Here is an 18,410-nt window from a genome sequence, read left to right on the forward strand (position 1 = left end):
CCCGGCGCGCGCGCTCCGGCGCCGTCGTCCGCCGGGGCGATCCGGGTCGCCGGGGCCGGGACGGGCGCGGCGGCGGGGCCGAGCCGCCGCGTCATCCACTCCGGGACGTCCCCGCGCGGGAACCGTTCGAGTTCCCCCCGGACGTCGTCGGCGGACGGTGCCGCGTTCCACTGCGGCTCGTCGTCGAACGTGAACGACGCCCGGCAGCGCACGCCGCCGTCCTCGTACAGGACCTCGAAGTCGATCCGCGACCACGTGGAGCCCTGGAACGCGTGCGTCCCCGCGCGGAGCCGGTCGAGGACGCGGCCCGCGGCGCCGGGCGGCTCCCACGTCGACATCGTCCCGTCCGCCTTGTAGCACATCATCGACGGGAACTCGACGTGCCCGCCCGCCGCCTGGTAGTAGCCGAACACCTTCTGCCACAGCGGCGGCGCCTTGTCGGCGACCAGCACGCTCAGCGGCCCCGACAGCAGCTCCGCCTGCTCCATCGGGTTCAGCGGCCCGGGATCGGGATCGGGGTCGCCTTCGTCGCCGGACGGTTCGCGGTCGTCCAGCCGCGCCGCCAGCCACGCGGGCATGTGCGCGCCCTCGCGCGGCATGACGATCTGGTCGCGGCGCCAGCAGTCCACCGGGATCGGCGGATCCCACCCGGGGTCGAAGTCGTAGTTGTAGAGGGGCCGCGCATGCTCAGGCTCGACGATGAGCGTCGCCGAGAACCAGGTGCCCTGCTCGGACAGGTAGTGCGCGCGCCGCAGGTCCAGCAGCGCGTCCGTCAGCTCCTGCGGGACGCCGTCCGCGGGCGTCACCGTCTTCCCGTCGCCGGTCAGCACCGTCAGCGCCACGTCGCTCACCGCGATCGTCGCGAGGCAGTGCAGGTCGATGCGCCGCCACCCGGGCGGCGCCAGGTCGCGCACCAGCCGGACGACCCGTCCCTCCAGCTCCGCGATGCGTTCCTGCTGCTGCGTCACGGCGTCGTCCCCCTCGATCTCCTCTCCACGAAGATTAGCCAGGAATACGGCGTTGCGGCCCCTCGCGGTCTTCGGCAGGCTCGACCCATGACGACCATGGAAGAGCTGCTCGACCTCGAAACCCGCGGCGAACTGCCGGAATTCGTCCTGTTCTGGGGCGGTCCCGAGCCGAAGGGGCAGCTCAGCCAGTGGCTCCACGCGCCGTTCACGATCGACGGCGTCGAGTACGTCACCGCCGAGCACTACATGATGGCCGAGAAGGCCCGCCTGTTCGGCGACCGGCGGGCCGAGACCCGCATCCTCGGCAACCCCTCGCCCGCGATCGCGAAGAGCATCGGACGCGAGGTGCGCGGCTTCGACGAGGAGACGTGGGCCGCGCACCGGTACGGCATCGTCGTCCGCGGCAGCGAGGCGAAGTTCGCCGCGCACGAGCACCTGCGCGCCTACCTGGCGTCCACCCGGGGCAAGGTCCTCGTGGAGGCGAGCCCGGAGGACTTCGTCTGGGGCATCGGCCTCGACGAGCATCAGCCCGAGGCGCGGCGCCCGTCCCAGTGGAAGGGCACGAACCTCCTCGGTTTCGCGCTGATGGAGGCCCGCGACGCCCTCACCTGAGCCCGGCGGCGGCCTCGGCGAGGAGTTCGGCCTGGCGGCGCCGGTCGGCCGGGAACGGCATCCCGATGACGCGGTGCACGCCCGCGTCGGCGAGCTCCGCGAGCCGCTCGGCCGCCCGTTCCGGCGGGCCGGTGAGCAGGCCCGCACGCGCGGCGTCCTCGCTCATCCCGTACTCCGTCAACCCCTTGACCTGCGCGTCGATCTCCGCCGCCGGGACGTCGCCGAGGCCGAAGCTCAGCCCGACCGTCACCTTCGGCACCGGACGCCCGTACTCGACGGCCAGCGACGCGAGCCGCGCGACGCCCGCCGACACCTCCGCCGGAGCGGAGAACGCCGGGTACCACTCGTCGGCGAACCGGGCCACCCGCCGCTCGAGTCCGGCGCCGATCAGGACGGGCGGCATCGCCGCGCCGGGCGACAGCGTCACGTCCGCGCCGTCCAGCCGCATCCGCCTGCCCTCCACGAGGCCCGCGAGGACTTCGAGGGCCTCGTCGGTCCGCCGGCCGCGCTCGGCGAACGGGACGCCGACCGCGCGGAACGCCGCGTCGCCGTGCACCGGCCCGCCGCTGCCGACCCCGAGCAGCACCCGGCCCCCGGACAGGTGCTGCAGGCTCGCGATCTGCTTCGCCGCCCACGCCGTCGACCGCAGCGGCAGGACCATCACCCCGAACCCGACCTTCACGCGCTCCGTCACGGCCGCGACGGTCGCCAGGACGAGCGTGGCGTCCAGGAACGCGCGTCCGGTCGGGATCAGGTGGTCGCCCACCCATACCGACTCGAACCCCGCGGCCTCGGCGTGCCGGGCATGCTCCGCGACCGTCGCGGACGTGTCCACCCCGTGGCTGGGCAGGTTGATCCCGAGCTTCATCACCGCACCTCCAGCAGCGTCTTGCCGACCGTGGCGCGCGCTTCGATCGCCGCGTGTGCGCGCGCAGCGTCCCGCAGAGGGAACCTCTGGCCGATGACGGGACGAACCTTGCCGCGTGCCGCATCGGCCAGCACGTCCCGGGTGAAGCCCCGCATCTCCTCCTGGGACGCCCCGGCCCGCACGAGCGCGACACCCCGTTGAACCGCGTCGTCCTCCGGAACGCTCGCCCACTCGCCGCTCGCGAGGCCGAACGACACCATCCGTCCGGCCTCTGCGACCAGGCCGAACGCCTCGCGGGCGACGCCGCCGCCGACCCCGTCGAACACGACGTCCACCGGGGCGACCTCCTTCGACCAGCCGGGCTCCCGGTAGTCGACCGTCTCGTCGGCGCCGAGGCGGCGCGCGACGTCCGTCTTGGCCGGGCCCCCGGCCGCCGCGACGACCGAGGCGCCCGCCGCCTTCGCGAGCTGCACCAGCAGCGTGCCCACCCCGCCGGCCGCCGCCTCCACCAGCACCCGCTCCCCCGGACGCGGATGCCCGCGCAGCACATCGCGGCCGTGCGCCCGTCGGCCAGCAGCGCGACGGCGTCGTCGAGCGCAGGCCGTCCGGCACCTCGAACAGGCCCCGCGCGTCCGCCGCCGCAAGCTCGGCGTACCCGCCGGAGCCGCCCGTGGACGTCACCACCCGCCGTCCCGCCAGGCCCGGATCGACCCCGGCGCCGACCGCCGCCACCACCCCGCCGACCCCGTTCCCGGGGATCATCGGCGGCTCCGCCTTGAACGGGCCCGGAGCGCCCGAACGGAACTGCGTCTCGACGAACGTGATGTTCGCGAACTCGACGTCCACGACGACCTGCCCGTCCCCGGGGACCGGGTCCGGCGCGTCCCCCTCGACGAGCACCTCCGGACCGCCGAACTCCGCCAACCAAACCGCGCGCATGCCGCCCCTCCCGATGCGAGAACCTCTCGACACCGGACAGCCTGCAACCTCGACCTCGGTTGACCTCAAGGGCCGCAAGTAGCCTGTTCCGGAACCGTCCCCCCGCCCCGTGATCGGATGTCGTTTGTCCACCACCGTCCCCGGTGTCGTGCCCGGCGCCCCCACCCGTCAGGCACGCCTGGCCCGCGCCGCGGTCGCCGCGCTGTTCCTCACCAACGGCGCCGTCTTCTTCAACGTCGTCCCCCGGTTCCCGGAGATCAAGGACGACCTCGACCTGAGCAACACCGCCCTCGGGACCGCGCTGACCGGGCAGCCGATCGGCGCCGTCCTCGCCGGGCTCTTCGCCGGGGCCGTCATCCGCCGGTTCCGCTCCGCGCCCGTCGGCGCGTTCGGGATCGTCGCGACAACCGTCGCGCCCCTGGCCGTCGCGTTCGCGCCGAACTGGATCGCGTTCGCGGGCGCGCTGTTCGTCGTCGGCGCCCTCGACTCGGCCGTCGACGTCGCGCAGAACGCCCACGGCCTGCGCGTCCAGCGCCTCTACGGACGCTCCATCGTCAACTCCCTGCACGGCGTGTGGAGCGTCGGCGCGGTCCTCGGCGGGCTGATGGGCTCGGCCGCCGCCGGGCTCCGCATCCCCCTCGCGATCCACCTGACCATCTCCGCCGTGCTGTTCGGCACGATCGCCCTCGTCGCCCACCGGTTCCTGCTGCCCGGCCCCGACGACGCCGAACGCGCCCCGGCCGCCGCCCACGCGGACGCCCGTCCGGACGTCCCGTCCGGACGCGCCCGTACACCGGCGCGGCCGTGCGGATGCTCGCCGTGCTCGGCGTCCTCGCCGCCTGCGGCGCGTTCGTCGAGGACGCGGGCGCGTCCTGGGGCGCCGTCTACCTCCGCGACGACCTGCACGCCGGCGCCGCGACCGCCGGACTCGCCGTCGTCGCCCTGCAGACCGCGATGACCGTCGGCCGCCTCACCGGCGACCGCGTCGTCGACCGCTTCGGCCAGCGCACCGTCGTCGCCGTCGGCGGCGCCCTCACCGCCGTCGGCATGGGCGCCGCCCTCGCCGTCCCGTCCATGGGGACGACCCTGGCCGGGTTCGCCCTCGCCGGACTCGGCGTCGCCACGCTCGTCCCCGCCGCCATGCACACCGCCGACGAACTCCCCGGACTCCCCGACGGCACCGGCCTCACCGTCGTCAGCTGGCTGCTGCGCGCGGGCTTCCTGCTGTCCCCGCCCCTCGTCGGCTTCGTCGCCGACCTCAGCAGCCTCCGCGTCGGCCTGCTTTCGGTCGTCGCGGCCGGTGCCGTGACCGTCGCCCTCGCCCGCGTCCTGACGAACCACCGCGCCGCGTCCCCCTGAGCCCAAGGACCGCCCGGCACCTTGCCAGAACGGCAACCTTTCGTGCCAAATCGGCGCTCGGCGGATGAAGCTGGGGCTCCGATCGACGGAAGGAACCCGATGAACACCACCGAGGCGGACACGTTCTGGGACGGCGTGTACGCGACGCGGCCGACCGCCCATGCCCCGAAGCCGAACGCCCGGCTCACCGAAACCGCCGCCGGCCTGACACCCGGCGACGTCCTCGACCTCGGGTGCGGCGACGGCGGCGACGCACTGTGGCTGGCCGGACGGGGCTGGCGCGTCACCGCCGTCGACATCTCGGCCGTCGCGGTCGAACGGCTCACCGCCCTCGCCCGCGCGCAGGGTCTCGGCGACCGCGTCACCGCCGCGCGCCACGACCTGGGCGAGGCCTTCCCGCAGGGCGAGTACGACCTGATCTGCGCCCACTACCTGCACACGCCCTTCGACCTCGACCGGGCGGCGGTCCTGCGCGCGGCCGCGCACTCGTTGCGTCCGGGCGGGCGCCTCCTGGTCGTCGACCACGGCTCGACCGCGCCGTGGTCGTGGAACCAGGACCCCGACATCCGCCACCCGAGCCCCCTGGAGGTCGCCGCGGACATCGGCCTGGACGCGGCGACATGGGCGGTCGAACGCGCCGCCGCGCCGCGCCGGACCGCGAGCGGCCCGAACGGGCAGACCGCCGAGGTCACCGACCACATTCTGATCGTCCGCCGCACCACCTGACCCGGCCACCGAAGGAGATCGCCATGCCCACCGGCACACGCCGCCGCGACACCCCGCCGCCCCGGACCGGACACAGCGAAGCCGAGGTCCTGCGCGGCTTCCTCGACTACCTCCGGGCCTCGATCGCCGCGAAGGTCGACGGGACGCCCGAACCGCAGGTCCGGACGGCCGGGACGCCTTCGGGCACGAACCTGCTCGGCCTGCTCGACCACCTGACCCGCGTCGAGAGCTCGATCTTCCTCGGCGAGGACGTCACCGACTGGCAGGCCACCTTCCAGGCCGCGCCGGGCGACGGCGTCGCCGACGTGGTCGCCCGGTACCGGGAAACCGTCGAACGCGCCAACGCCGTGCTCGACGACTGCCCCGATCTCGCCGCACCGGTCCCCCGGCCGCGGCCGGGCCGTCCCGCACCCAGCGTCCGCTGGGCGCTCACCCACATGATCGAGGAAACCGGCAGGCACGCGGGCCACGCGGACATCCTCCGCGAACTGATCGACAGCACCACCGGCCGCTGACCCCGCCCGAGCCCGCCCGTCCGAGCCCGCCCGTCCGGAAACCGCCGCCGGACGTCAGCAGGTCTCGCGGTAGCCGATCTCGGGCAGGTGGACGCGCCACTGCGCCTCGGTCAGGCCGCCGGTCTCCGCGCAGAGCGCCTTCACCAGGGCGGTGGGGCCGACCGGCCGGCGGAACACGCGGCCTTCGTCGTCCGCGCTGGTCAGCGTCGAACCGTCGGGAGAGAACGCGAGGGACGACACGGCGGTGCCGCCGTGCCCCTTGAAGGACGCGAGGACCTCACTGTCCGCGACCGTCCACAGCTGGACCCGCCCCTCCTGGTCGCCGGTCGCGACCAGGGTCCCGTCGGGTGAGAACGCGACGCGCTCGGGGTCGCGCCCAGATGCAGCCTGCCGCCGTCCCGGAGGCCCAGGGTGGACGGGTCGAACAGCTGGACCGCCTGGTCGACGGCCGCCGCGCCCGTCCGTCCGTCGCCGCTGACGGCCAGGACGGACTCCAGACCGGGGCGGGGCGACACGCGCCGCGTACCGGAGGGGAAGTCCACCACCCCCAGCGTCGTCCCGGCGTTGACGGCGGCTCCGTCCGGATGGAAGAAGACCCCCTGCCGGGTGTAGATCACCTCGGTCCGGGGCCCCTGAACCTCACGGATCAGCTCCGACGTGGCCAGATCCCAGAACCACAGGCGGGGAACGCCCGTATTCGGGTTGAGGTAGGCGACGACGAGCGCGCCGCCGTCCGGCGCGAAGTCGAGGTCGCCGACGTACGCGCGCGACCCGGGCATCGTCAGGGTGGTCAGCCGGGTGAACCCGGCGAGCTCCCAGATCTCCACCCGGTTCCGATCGACAGTGACGGCGAGCCTGCTCCCGTCCCGGCTGAACCGGACCCTGTGCAGACCGACCGAACCCCCGAAGTCGGGCCGTCCGTCCGGGCGGACGACCCCGAGCCTGGTCCGGCGCGCCGTGTCCCAGACCTCGATCGTCTCGGCGGTGCGCACGGCGACCTTCCGCCCGTCGGGGCTGAGCTTGAACCCGCCCGCCCGCGGGTCGGGGTGCAGCTCCGGCGGGTTGGTGAAGGCGGACACGTCGATGGTGAGCAGGGTCAGTTCGTCGTCCAGGCACCACACGGTGCGGTCCTGCGGACCGAATCCCGAGTCGTTGCAGCGCCAGGAGTTGAGCGGATAGTCGAGCACCGGATCGGCGTACTCCGGATCATCATCGGTCGCCCATACCGTGCGTCCCGCGGCGAGGAACCCCCCGTCGGAACTGAAGACCAGTTCGCCCGACTGGTCGGACGCGTGGAACTCCCACCGCGGCGTGGTGCCGAGCGCGCCGTCCTCGGCCTCCGCGAGCTCGATCAGGTGCACCGTCCGCTCCTCGTCCCGGTAGGCGAACAGCCTGCCGTCCCGGCTGATCGCCAGATCGTTGTTCGGATCCGGTGTCTCGATCTCGGCGCGTCGTTTCTCCGACGGCAGATCCCAGAACTCCAGCCGCTTCCCCATCTGCACGACCAGCAGACGCTCGTCCCACGCGACGGACGCGTCGATGACCGGCCCGTCGATGCCGAACACCTCCTCGCCGGTCTGGGTGTCGAAGACGCGCAGGCCCGTCCTGCGGCTGTTCTCCGAAGTGACCACGAGCAGATGCGCGCCCGTGGGGCTCAGTTCGATGTACGCGGCGTCGTCGGGGACGACGATCAGAGCCGAACGTTCGCGCCCCGACGGAACGTCCCAGACCCGCGCATGGGAATCGGCCAGGACGAACACGTTCCCATCGGCGGAGAACGCGCCCTGGTTCGGATTGAAATAACCCGACTCGACCCGGGTGATCTCCTTTTTCGCCACGGTGTCCCAGATCCGGACCTGGCCGTCCATGAAGAACGCCACCCGCCGTCCCGTCCCGTCGGCGTCGAACCAGTGCTCGCGGCCGGGATGGGGCAGCCGGACGGCCGCGTCCTCCCACTGCGTGTACGCCTTCAGCAACCCCAGCCGGGTCTGCGGCGTCGCCGCGATCGACGCGGCCGCGATCGCGACCCGGCGGGCACCCACCGGATCGGTGCGGGCCATCGACTCCACCAGCCCGGCGAGCCGCCCCGCGAGCGCGGTGTCGCGCTGCCGCGCCAGGTCCCGGCTCTGCACCACCACCATGGCCGCGGCCCCGACCGCGACGACCAGCAACACCGCCAGCGCCCCCGACACCAGCGTCCGCACCCGTCCCCGGCGCCGGTCCGCCGCCGACGCCGCCGTCAGGAAGTCCTGCTCGACCAGGTTGAGGGTGAGCAGCCGCCGCCCCATCGCCGCCCAGTCCCGGGCCTGTTCCAGGACCGTGCCCCGGTACAGGTCGCCGACCCTGCGGCCATGCCCGTCCCACAGCCGAGCCGAAGCCGCCAGGGCCTGGTGCACGCCGAGCCCGGACCGCTCCGCCTCGACCCATTCCCGCAGCCGGGGCCAGGCCCGCAGCAGCGCGGCCGACGACAACCCGATCATCCCGTCGTCCTGCCGGAGCAACCCGGCGGGGCCGAACTCGTTGAGGACCCGGTGCAGCAGCTCCCGCGAAACCCGATCGTCCAGGAACTCCTCGAAGTGCGCGTCGCGCAACGTGTCCTGGGCCGCCGCGCCCGGTGCGACCAGCCGGAGCATGATCCGCGGCACCACCTCCTGCGCGATCGGATCGAGCCGCCCGAACGCCCGTTCCGCCACCTCCGCGAGCGAAGGCGCGGCATCGGCCACACCGAGCGGCGCGGCCTCCCGCTCCCCCTCGGCCAGGCCGCCGACCAGCCCGAGAAGGACCTCCCGCGAACTCGGCCGCCGCTCCGGGTCCTTGGCCAGAGCCGACTCGACGAGGGCGCGCAACGGCTCGTCCAGAACCGCGGTGTCGGGCTCGTGGTTCAGGACCTCGTGCATCAAGGCGGGAACGCTGTCCCCGTTGAACGGCGCCCGCCCGGTAGCCGCGAACAGCACGATCGCGCCCCACGCCCACACGTCCGCCGCAGGCCCCGCACGCTCGCCCCGGAACACCTCCGGTGCCATCCACCGCGGGGTGCCGCGCAGGCCGGTGGCGCTGCGCGACATCTCCTCGGTCCGCGCGATCCCGAAGTCGATCACGCGCGGCCCGTCCGGCCCGAGCAGGACGTTCGCCGGTTTCAGGTCCCGGTGGACCACCCCCGCCTGGTGCACGGCCGCCAGCGCCGTCGCGATCCCGACCGCCAACCGGTGCAGGTCGCCCGGCTCGTAGGGACCGTCCCGCCGCACGGTGACATGCAGATCCGCACCCGCGACGTACTCGCTGACGATGAACGGCGGCGTCCCGTCGATGTCGGCGGCTAGGACGCGCGCGGTGCAGAACGGCGCCACGCGGTTGAGCGTCATGGCCTCGTTCGCCAGCCTCCGGCGCCGTCCGTCGGTGAGCGACTCGGCATGCATCGTCTTGATCGCGACACGCACCCCTTCGGGGTCGTACGCCTCGTACACCACCCCCTGCCCGCCCTCACCGAGCCGTCCGGCAAGCCAGTAGTGGCCGAGTTGCCGGGGATCGGTCGGCAGGAGCGAATCAGCAGCCATACCTTCGGAGACGAATCCCGATCATGAAGAGATTCCCCCACCGACCAGACTGACCGCACCCGGTCACCCGCGTCGTCGACGAGCCGGACGCCGACTACTGGACCGTCCGTCCCGGCCAAGGTTTGATGCACGTGAACGCGAGGCTCGACCCAACATGGACCGACGCCATCCGGCGATGCCACGAGATCGGGATTCGATGAGCCAGACCTTCTCCCAGGAGCTGTGCTCCCTGGAGCCGTTCAAGGACAGCCTCTGGTGGGCGATCAAACGCCCACGGACCGTTCCCTGCACCGTACGGATCGAGGACGGCGAACTGACGATCACCCGAGAGTCCGACGAACCGGTGGTCCAGGTGCCGATCCGCGGGCTGGAGATCGTCACCCCCCGCAGGGTCCGGAAGCTTGAGGCCGGGGTCGTCCTCCAGGTAGGCGGCGAGCCGGTCGCGGTCATGTTCGACCAGGTCCACGCCCGACAGCGGTTGCGCGACGCGAACCAGCAGGGCATGGGAGCCGTGGGCGGCCATCTCGCCAAACCCGTCGCCAACACGAAGGGGAACATGGCGCTGGCCCGCGAGATCACGGCCGAGTTCCTGGCGGCCCTCCTCGCCGGGGGCGCCGTCGACACCACGACCCGCACCTGATCCGCCGACGGCGGGGCGGGAGCGCCCCACACTGATGGCGGGGCGCTCCCGCTTCGGAGCGGCGAGCTATCGCGATCGACGGGGGCCGTCAGAACGCGCGGCGATGCCTCCCCTGATAGCGAGACCGGGACCGCCGCCGGTGTCGCGGTGGCCGCCAAGGCGACCGCGCCCGCGAGGACGCCGCCGATCGCGACCGTTGCCCACGCCGCCACGATCGTCACCACGTCCGCGCTCACGCCGCACCCCCGCCGCCGGTCGCGAGGAACCGCAACCGCTCGCGGGCACCCTCACGATCGCCGGACCGCAGCGGGAACTCGCACCACTCCCGATCCTGACGAACGGTCTCGCGGACGCACGCGTCCACGTCCGGCCCGAACACCGCCGCCTCCAACCCGACCGCCCGCTCCCGATCGGTGAGGCGGTAGCGGAGGAGAGCCGTCCAGAACTCCCCCTCCGGGGTGTAAGTCGGTGCCCCCCACCGCACGGACGTACCGGCCTTAACCTTGTCTCCCATGGGGCGACTCCTTCGCAGTCGTCTCTAGGCCCCGGTGCGACGTGTGCGCGTCGTCCGGGGCCGTTTTCGTGCAGCCTAACTGCTTGTTCATACTTGTACATGGACAAGCGTATCTATGTATCCATGTGGTTAGCCTCCTATGGTCGTGATCATGGTGGAGATCGTGGACGGGCCGGTGCCGAAGTACGAGCAGCTCGCCGCGCTTCTGCGGCAACGCATCGCGGCGGGCGAGTGGGCCCCGGGGCAAGCGATTCCGTCCGAGACCGTCCTGGAAAGCGAGTTCGGACTGGCGCGCGGGACGATCCGCAAGGCGATCGCGGCACTTCGCGCCGAGGGCGCCATCGTGACGACGCGCGGCAAGGGCTCCTACGTCAGCGGGCAGGCTCCAAGCCAACCGTGACCGGCCACAGCCGTAGTCAGACGCCGGCGGACAACCTCCGCGAGGAACCGGATCCGCCGCGTTCCCTCGGCCCGGGGGCGGGCACGAACCGCACGTCCGTCCACACTCGCCCCAAACGGGCTCGCGCGGCTGACGAATCCCTTTTCCGTCCCCGGCAGCATCTGTAAGCTTTCGCCTACTCCGCCCCGCTGCCGGACGACGAACAGGGATGGCGATGCGCGCCCGGTTGGTACGTTCCCCCGCCTGGAGACCCCGCCGCGCGGTCCCGGCGTCGGTGGCGTTCGCGCTCGCAGCCGCGTTCGGGCTGGTCGGTTGCGGAACGTCCGGTTCGTCCAGCGGTGAACTCGACCCGACCGGCACCTTCGCGACCGGCCCCGCGTCCGCCCCGACCTCGCCCGGCGCCGCACCCTCGGCCGTCCCGACCGCCCAGCTTTACAAGACCGTCCTCGATCGCTACCGCGAGTACCAGAAGGTCTACAAGCAGGCGTACGACGAGAACGACCCGTCCAAGCTCGCGTCCGTCGCCGTGGATCCGCTCTTGTCGCAGGTCACCGACGACATCAAGGCGACCAAGGCCGAAGGCGAGATCTGGCGGTTCACGAACACGCACAACCCGCGCATCTACGCCAAGTCGTCCGACAGCACCAAGCTGTACGTGATCGACTGCATCCGGACGCTCGCCGGTTACCGCTACTCCGCCACGACCGGCGAACGCCTCGGCGGCGGCCCCGGCGACGCGTACCTCTACCGCACGACCGTCCAGTGGGCCTCCGGAACCTGGAAGGTCGCCGCGTCCGTCCGGGACCGCGCATGCTGACCACCGCCACGTCCAACGAAGGACACGCGATGTCTCCACCACCCCCACCCCGCCGACACCGAACCACCAAGGCCGCCCTCACCGCCACTGCCCTCACCGTCCCGCTCCTCGCGGCTCTCCCGGCCCACGCCGCCCCGTGTCAACTTGTGGGGGACCTGACTTGCGTCCCCACACACACTGAAAACGGGTCCTCTGGTGGCGGCGGTGGCGCGGGTGAAGGGTCTGGAAGTAGCGGCTCCGTCCTTCCTCCGCCGCACGAAGGGCTGACTGACGACCAGGCATCAGGGTTCGTGCCCGTCGATGCCGGCACCCCCGCTCCGGTTGCAGCGGCACCGGCGACCTGGGAACTGGTGCAAAGAGCGATGGACGCGACTGCGTTCCCCGTCCCCAAGGTGCACACAGCACCGAACGGAAAGACCTACGTGAGAACTGAGACATCGCTTTGGGTCGACGGCTTCCAAGTCGTGCAAACTGAGCCCGTCTCTGCTGGCGATCAAACAGTGCAAGCCACTGCTAAACCGACTTCAGTGACCTGGTCTCTGGGCGAAAAGCAACTCGTATGCGACGACGGCGGCGGCGGGCAGAACGGTGAAAGCTGCACTTACACCTACCAACGATCGTCAGCTGGTCAGCCCGGCGGCTCGTACAAAATCACAGCGACAATCACATGGAATGTGACATGGACCTGCGAGGGCTCCGACTGTGACGCAGCGGGCGGTGACCTCGGCCAACAGTCCATGACTTCCGTTCCCACACCGCTCATCGTCGGCGAGATCCAAACGAACACAGGACATTAATGCCACACGGTTGGAGCCTGCCGGGTTACATCGAGGTTGCTGAACTTGGGAAGGGGGCGCAAGGCCAAGTCGTCCTCGCCCGGCACGAGACCGGTGGCATCCCGGTCGCCATCAAGTACCTCGCCCCTGAACTGATCTCGAACGCTACGGCCCGGGATACCTTCCGCAGCGAGGCCGAGGTGCTTCGCCGGGTAATCGACCCACACGTGGCACGCCTCCTGTACTACGTCGAGTGGCCGGACGGCGCGGCCATCATCATGGAGGCAGTCCCTGGTCGCTCACTCCGCCACGTACTCAACGAAAATGATGAACCACTTGTACCCGAGGCGGCGCTGACGATCTTGAAAGGATCTCTGCTGGGACTGGCCTCTGCTCACATTGCCGGCGTCGTACATCGTGACTACAAGCCCGCCAACGTGCTCGTGCAGGACGACGGACAGAGCAAGTTGATCGACTTCGGCATTGCAGTCCTTTCTGGACAGGGAGATAAAAGCGGCACACCTGCGTACATGGCACCCGAACAGTGGAACGGCGAACCCGCAACGCCGGCCACTGACATCTACGCGGCAACCTGCGTATTTCTTGAGTGCATCACCGGCAAGAAGCCTTTTCAAGCAACAACGCTCGACGAGCTTCGAACCAAGCACATCAAGACCCGACCCTCGCTAGCGGGAATTCCAGAAGCGCTACACCCATTGATCGAACGGGGTATGGCCAAGAGTCCGTCCGAACGGATTTGGAGTGCCGCCGACTTCGTCGCGCAACTCGAAGACGTCGCCGTCCGTTCGTATGGCCCGGACTGGGAGCGACGAGGCTTGGTCGCACTTGGCACCTTGGCCGCCATCGTGGCAACTGCTGTGCCACTGACCATATTCGGCAGTGCTGTCCTGGCTCCGGGCGTGTCCGGGCTGGGCGTCGGAGCCGGTTCTGGTGCTGTCACCTCAGGTGCGGCGAGCCAGGCGGCTTCAGCCGGGTACTTCCAAGGAACCGCCACAGCGGATGCCGTCGCTAACGCCGCCGGAACCACGTCCAAGGGCTTCTTGTCCAAGGTAGGCGGAGCTAAGGGCATCACAGGCATCGGTGCAGTCGGTGCAGGGGCCGTTGCCGTCGGGTGGCTCCTTTGGCCGTCCGCTCCTGGGGCCGGCGGCGAGAGTCGCGGCGCGGTACACGCATCCTTTACCAGGCCAGGAGTCTTGCTGGGGCAGCCGAACATGCCCGCTGCCGAGACCCCCTACATGAACTTAAAAATCTCCGTTACTCCAGCGCGGGTGGAGATCGGTTCCAGTGTTCAGGTTGTCACACACTTCGAGGCCAGGACGCCAGCAGGTGCTCTGTATATGCCCGATGGTGAACGCCAGTGCTTCGGAGAAAATGACGAGCGATCTGACATTTATAATTACAGCTGGAGTATCGGTAAAGAATCTAAGGGAGGAGATACTTCCCAAAAGGATGGCGAAAGCGCAAATTCGTCACTCTCTACCAGATCCCCTCGGCAGATCCGGCTGACTTGCCGAAAGAAGACGGCGCAACCGTACGCACGAACACGGAAGTCTCGGACGAGTCCCAGCCCTATGTGAAGGCTGAATGCGCCTACGTGAGCAGTTGGACCGACACTCGAACGTTCAAACTCACTGGCTCCTCTGGGCTCAGCCCTGGTCGCTACCTCGTATCACCGATAGGGCCCGTACAGATCGTCGACACCGTCCGGGACGGGGCAGAGATGACCCGCGAACCGCAGGCGGCACCATCGAGGGCTCCCTGCCGGTGTTGGAGGTGCTGGAGGACGGGTAGCCCGGCCTCGGGACCGGGCCCCGTACCGGACGCGGACGAGGCGACGGGGCATCGCGGGGCCGCTGCTATGATCGCCGCCATTGCGCGGGGCTGCGGCAACGTCACTGAGGATCATCGCCGGACGGATCGGCGATCCGCTCTCTCCCCCGGCTCCTCCGCGCGCGGTTCGTCGCCGACAACCGCATAGGAGACCGGTCGCCCGGCGGGCCGCGGCGGCGCTCTCCGTCCGTCGCACGTCCAGAGTTAGGTTCCCGGTGTTGCTCTCCCCTAGGTTCGGCCGTCGTCCGGAGGCAGGCTCGGTGTGGGCCGCCGTGCGGGGCAATCGGCTGTTCACGGTGGTGCTGCTCGCCGGGGTGCTGCTCCGGGTGGTGACGATGCTCGGTTTCCCGCCCGCGCTGTGGTTCAACGACAGCTACGACTTCCTGCGGGTCGCGAACGATCCGTTCCCGCACCAACTGCGGCCGTCCGGATACGGGCTGTTCCTCTGGTTGCTGAAGCCGTTCCACAGCCTGGCGCTCGTGACGATCCTGCAGCATGCGGCGGTCGTGGGGATCGCGGTGCTGGGGTACCGGATGCTGGTCCGCGAGTTCGACGTGCGGCGGCATTGGGCGGCGCTCGCGGTGGCGCCGGTGCTGCTGGACGCCTTCCAGATCGAGCTCGAACATCTGCTGCTGTCGGACACGCTGTTCACGGTCCTGGTGTTCGGCGCGATGCTGCTGATGGCGCGGCCCGGGACGACGGGGTGGCGGCGGGCGGCGCTGGTGGGGGCGCTGCTCGGCCTGGCGTCGGTGACCCGGACGGTCGGCGTACCGCTGTTCGTGATCGTGGTGCTGTACCTGCTGCTGCGGCGGACGCGGTGGACGACGTACGTGGCGCTCGGCGCGGCGTTCGTCATTCCCCTCGGGAGTTACGCGACGTGGTACGAGTCGGAGCACGGCCGGTTCGGGATGAGCGGCGTGGACGGGATCTTCCTGTGGGGACGGACGGCGGCGTTCGCCGACTGCGACGCGCACCGTCCGCCCGCGGAGCTCGCGCGGTTGTGCCCGTACGGGGCGGCGGACGATCGGCCGGCGTCGTCGCACCAGATCTGGGAGGCGAACTCGCCGACCGGGTGGACGGACGGGGAGCCGTTCCCGGCGGAGACGAACGCGCTGGCGCAGCGGTTCGCGGTGTGGGCGATCATGAACCAGCCGCTCGACTACGTGCGGGTCGTGGCGTACGACTTCTTCGTCCGGACGTTCGCGTGGGAGCGCGAGCCGTACCCGACGGTGGGGACGGAGGCCCGGTACCACTTCCCGACCGAGGCGCGGACGCACAAGGATCTGCCCGTGATCGGGGGCGGACAGCGGCCGTCCGTGGTGCGGGAGTACACGCACGATGCGGGACGAACGCGCATCGTGGGCCCGTATGCGGACGTCATGCGCTGGTACCAGGAGCACGTGCGCATTCCGGGCACGGTGCTGGGCCTCGTGCTACTGGCGGGGGCGGCCGGGATGGTGTGGCGGCGGGCGCGGCCGCGGACGTTCCTGTTCTGGTCGTCGGCGGTGACGCTGCTGGCGGTGCCGCCCCTCACCGTGGACTTCGACTACCGGTACATGCTGCCCGCGATGCCGTTCGCGTGTTTCGCGGCGGCGGTGGCGTGGGGACGCGGGCGTCCGGCGGGGCCGTCGCGGCGGGGCGGCAAGCCGGACGGTCCGGGCGCGGAGCGGGACACGGACGCCGACGCAGGCACCGAACCGGCTCGCACCTGAGTATTTGTACGGATATCGCGGGCGGGTGGCGCGTGCGATCGTGAACGCGTGCGCCGACTGCTGCTGGTCCCGGTCCTGGCCCTGCTCGCCGCGACGTCCTGCGGGACGTTCACGGGGAACACCGCCGAGGGCCGCGCGTCCGAGGACGCCGGGAAGAAGGCGCAGGAGGTCTCGCGCAAGATCTACGGCGCATCCGATCGGCCCGCGCAGGACATCGGGCATCTCGCGGACGACATCGACGGCGTCGAGGTGCTGCGGGTGCGTGCGGCCGGGCGGACCGGGGCGGTGATCGTCGTGCGGGTGTCCGGGACCGGCTGGGGAGGGTGGGCGGACGAACAGCAGAGCGTCACCGTCCGGCGATGCTTCGAGGTGGAGGTCACCGGAAAGACGGAGTGGGACACCGAGCCCGACGGCGTCGACTGTCCGGCGGGCGCGCCGATGACGTTCGCGCCGTGGCCGAAGGATCCCGAGATCCCGTCGGTGGAGGCGATCGGGAAGGCGCTGCCACAGGTGCCGGACGGCGGCACGGTGAGCGAGGCGGACGTGCGGAAGGCGGTCGAGTCCCTCGACCTCGATCCGGGCGTCACGGTGCGGGTCGGGCAGATCCCCTCGGTGGACGGCGTGGTCGGTGTCGTCCTGCTCGTCAAGCCTTACCTCGACGACGTGCCGGACTGCACGCTCGCCCGCGTCGCGCCCGGCGGGACGAACGTGTGGATACCGCCGCGCATCCAGCGGACGCCGGGCGAGGCGGGCTGCGAACTCGGGAACGCGGTCGACCCGCTCCCCCCGCCGCACTGACGCGCGCCCCGCCGGAACCGGGTCGTGAATCTCTCGGACGGGGGCGAGGCATTCGGAAGCGCGGATGGACGTCTACTCGATCGTCGATACCTGCCTGGGTTATCCGGGCGGCATCCAGGAGTCGCCGGCGGCGATAAGGGGTTGTCGGACGAGTCGATGGCCGTCCTGCGATCGGAGCGGACGGTCGCGCGGCTTTCCCTCGGCTCCGGCCGTCAGCCCGGCTCGTTTGCGTAGTCTTCGCGCCAGGGGCCGGCGAGGTGGCCGCCGTCGATTACGAAGGCTGCGCCCGTGCAGTACGAGCTTTCCTCGGACGCCAGGAAGGTCACCATCGACGCCACTTCCTCGGGGCGGCCCATTCGGGGGATCGGTTGGCGGGCGACGAGGCGTTCTAGGGTGCTGCGGACTTCCTGGGAGGAGTTCTGGACTAGGTCGGAGGAGATGACCCCCGGGTGGACCGAGTTCACTCGGATGTTGAAGCGGCCGAGTTCCAGGGCCGCCGAGCGGGTCATCCCCGTCACCGCGTGCTTGGACGCCACGTAGCTGGTCAGGTTGCGGATGCCGACCAGGCCGTCGATCGAGGAGATGTTGACGATCGTGCCGCCGCCGCCCGCCGTCATCGGCGCGGTGACCGTGCGCATGCCGTGCAGGACGCCGTGGAGGTTCACGTCGATGACGCGGTGGTGGTCGGCGAGGGGCGCCTCGTGGAGGGGGCCGCCCGCGCCGATGCCCGCGTTGTTGACGAGGACGTCGAGGCGGCCGAAGCGTTCGATGGTGGATTCGACGGCGGCGGCCCACGAGGAGGGGTCGGTGACGTCGAGGTGCAGGGGTGTCGCGTGGAGTTCGGCGGCCGTGCGCGTCGCGCCGTCCAGGTCGATGTCGGCCACGACGACGTGGGCGCCCTCGTCGGCGAAGCGGGCCGCGGTGGCGCGGCCTATCCCGCGTGCGGCCCCGGTCACGAGGGCGACCTTGTCCGCGAGGCGTCCTGTCATGTCTGCTCCTGTTCGATGAACCGGGCGATGGCCGTCAGGGCCGCGGCGGCGGCCGGACGGTCGGGGGCGACGGCGGGCCAGGCGTGCGGGACGTCGCGTTCGACGCGGGTCTCGGTCGGTACGCGTGCGCGCGCGAGGGCGGACGCCATGGCGAGGGTGTCGTCGAGGAGGACTTCGTCGGCGCTCGCGAGCAGGAGGGTCGGCGGGAACGCGGTGAGGTCGGCCAGCAGGGGGGACGCCAGCGGGTCGGCGGGGTCGTGGCCCTGGAGGTACTGCCCGGCGGCCTCGCGGGCGGCGGCCCGCGAGAACAGCCGGTCGGTGGCGGCCCGGGCGGTGTAGGTGTCGGCGGTGCAGCGCAGGTCGAGCCACGCG

Annotated in this window: 17 protein-coding genes and 5 pseudogenes; 12 read left to right on the plus strand and 10 right to left on the minus strand. The window is 71.2% G+C overall.

Annotated elements, in window-relative coordinates:
- Window positions 1-968, minus strand: a pseudogene (locus BJF79_RS10750) (hypothetical protein); the annotation flags it as partial.
- An 87-nt stretch (window positions 969-1,055) separates the two neighbouring features.
- Here BJF79_RS10750 and BJF79_RS10755 point away from each other — a divergent pair.
- Entirely contained in the window at window positions 1,056-1,580 is a 525-nt protein-coding gene (locus BJF79_RS10755; protein WP_075896729.1) for an NADAR family protein, read from the plus strand.
- Here BJF79_RS10755 and BJF79_RS10760 read toward each other — a convergent pair.
- The 3 genes and pseudogenes from BJF79_RS10760 to BJF79_RS66700 all read right to left on the minus strand — a co-directional run.
- Window positions 1,573-2,448, minus strand: a complete 876-nt coding sequence (locus tag BJF79_RS10760; protein WP_075896731.1) for an LLM class flavin-dependent oxidoreductase — start codon at window positions 2,446-2,448, stop codon at window positions 1,573-1,575. The two genes, BJF79_RS10755 and BJF79_RS10760, sit on opposite strands and share 8 nt — an antisense overlap.
- On the minus strand, window positions 2,448-2,996 hold the full coding sequence (locus BJF79_RS65440) for a zinc-binding dehydrogenase (RefSeq protein WP_316043319.1): 549 nt from the start codon (window positions 2,994-2,996) through the stop codon (window positions 2,448-2,450). The genes BJF79_RS10760 and BJF79_RS65440 overlap by 1 nt, the downstream gene beginning before the upstream one ends.
- Window positions 2,997-3,111: 115 nt before the next feature.
- A pseudogene (locus BJF79_RS66700) lies at window positions 3,112-3,387 on the minus strand (alcohol dehydrogenase catalytic domain-containing protein); the annotation flags it as partial.
- Window positions 3,388-3,511: 124 nt separating this feature from the next.
- Here BJF79_RS66700 and BJF79_RS10770 point away from each other — a divergent pair.
- From BJF79_RS10770 to BJF79_RS10780, 4 genes are all read left to right on the plus strand, one after another.
- Window positions 3,512-4,345: an MFS transporter gene (locus tag BJF79_RS10770; RefSeq protein ID WP_262401833.1), complete on the plus strand. Its 834-nt coding sequence runs from the start codon at window positions 3,512-3,514 to the stop codon at window positions 4,343-4,345.
- The gene (locus BJF79_RS59325) at window positions 4,288-4,746 is read left to right on the plus strand and encodes an MFS transporter (protein WP_262401837.1); all 459 of its coding nucleotides are present in this window, start codon (window positions 4,288-4,290) and stop codon (window positions 4,744-4,746) included. The genes BJF79_RS10770 and BJF79_RS59325 overlap by 58 nt, the downstream gene beginning before the upstream one ends.
- Window positions 4,747-4,845: 99 nt before the next feature.
- Window positions 4,846-5,472: an SAM-dependent methyltransferase gene (locus tag BJF79_RS10775; RefSeq protein ID WP_075896733.1), complete on the plus strand. Its 627-nt coding sequence runs from the start codon at window positions 4,846-4,848 to the stop codon at window positions 5,470-5,472.
- 23 nt (window positions 5,473-5,495) lie between these two features.
- Entirely contained in the window at window positions 5,496-5,987 is a 492-nt protein-coding gene (locus BJF79_RS10780) for a DinB family protein (RefSeq protein WP_075896735.1), read from the plus strand.
- Window positions 5,988-6,041: 54 nt separating this feature from the next.
- Here the strand turns inward: BJF79_RS10780 and BJF79_RS10785 are convergent, their stop codons facing one another.
- The 3 genes and pseudogenes from BJF79_RS10785 to BJF79_RS66710 all read right to left on the minus strand — a co-directional run.
- Window positions 6,042-6,164, minus strand: a complete 123-nt coding sequence (locus BJF79_RS10785) for a hypothetical protein (protein WP_262401834.1) — start codon at window positions 6,162-6,164, stop codon at window positions 6,042-6,044.
- 45 nt (window positions 6,165-6,209) lie between these two features.
- Window positions 6,210-6,323 (minus strand): annotated as a pseudogene (locus BJF79_RS66705) (hypothetical protein); the annotation flags it as partial.
- Window positions 6,324-8,341: 2,018 nt separating this feature from the next.
- Window positions 8,342-9,541, minus strand: a pseudogene (locus BJF79_RS66710) (serine/threonine-protein kinase); the annotation flags it as partial.
- 196 nt (window positions 9,542-9,737) lie between these two features.
- Here BJF79_RS66710 and BJF79_RS10795 point away from each other — a divergent pair.
- On the plus strand, window positions 9,738-10,181 hold the full coding sequence (locus BJF79_RS10795; protein WP_075896741.1) for a hypothetical protein: 444 nt from the start codon (window positions 9,738-9,740) through the stop codon (window positions 10,179-10,181).
- 232 nt (window positions 10,182-10,413) lie between these two features.
- Here BJF79_RS10795 and BJF79_RS10800 read toward each other — a convergent pair whose 3' ends face one another.
- Window positions 10,414-10,695: a hypothetical protein gene (locus tag BJF79_RS10800; protein WP_075896743.1), complete on the minus strand. Its 282-nt coding sequence runs from the start codon at window positions 10,693-10,695 to the stop codon at window positions 10,414-10,416.
- A 151-nt stretch (window positions 10,696-10,846) separates the two neighbouring features.
- On the opposite strand from BJF79_RS10800, the gene BJF79_RS10805 reads away from it, so the two are divergent.
- From BJF79_RS10805 to BJF79_RS66715, 6 genes and pseudogenes are all read left to right on the plus strand, one after another.
- A complete protein-coding gene (locus BJF79_RS10805) occupies window positions 10,847-11,095 on the plus strand; it encodes a GntR family transcriptional regulator (protein WP_262401835.1) in 249 nt (82 codons plus the stop codon).
- 208 nt (window positions 11,096-11,303) lie between these two features.
- Window positions 11,304-11,912: a hypothetical protein gene (locus BJF79_RS10810; protein WP_075896747.1), complete on the plus strand. Its 609-nt coding sequence runs from the start codon at window positions 11,304-11,306 to the stop codon at window positions 11,910-11,912.
- Between the two features lie 796 nt (window positions 11,913-12,708).
- A complete protein-coding gene (locus tag BJF79_RS10815) occupies window positions 12,709-14,286 on the plus strand; it encodes a serine/threonine-protein kinase (RefSeq protein WP_075896749.1) in 1,578 nt (525 codons plus the stop codon).
- A gap of 525 nt (window positions 14,287-14,811) precedes the next feature.
- A complete protein-coding gene (locus BJF79_RS10820; protein WP_143219838.1) occupies window positions 14,812-16,251 on the plus strand; it encodes a hypothetical protein in 1,440 nt (479 codons plus the stop codon).
- A gap of 48 nt (window positions 16,252-16,299) precedes the next feature.
- Entirely contained in the window at window positions 16,300-17,049 is a 750-nt protein-coding gene (locus tag BJF79_RS10825) for a hypothetical protein (RefSeq protein ID WP_075896753.1), read from the plus strand.
- 28 nt (window positions 17,050-17,077) lie between these two features.
- A pseudogene (locus BJF79_RS66715) lies at window positions 17,078-17,173 on the plus strand (effector-associated domain 2-containing protein); the annotation flags it as partial.
- An 88-nt stretch (window positions 17,174-17,261) separates the two neighbouring features.
- Here BJF79_RS66715 and BJF79_RS10830 read toward each other — a convergent pair.
- A complete protein-coding gene (locus BJF79_RS10830) occupies window positions 17,262-18,038 on the minus strand; it encodes an SDR family NAD(P)-dependent oxidoreductase (protein ID WP_075896755.1) in 777 nt (258 codons plus the stop codon).
- The coding region (locus BJF79_RS10835; RefSeq protein WP_143219839.1) for an alpha/beta hydrolase fold domain-containing protein at window positions 18,035-18,410 on the minus strand (376 nt) is incomplete at its 5' end. The genes BJF79_RS10835 and BJF79_RS10830, both read right to left, overlap by 4 nt.

It is taken from the genome of Actinomadura sp. CNU-125, from assembly GCF_001942465.1.
In the GTDB taxonomy this organism is placed as follows: domain Bacteria; phylum Actinomycetota; class Actinomycetes; order Streptosporangiales; family Streptosporangiaceae; genus Spirillospora.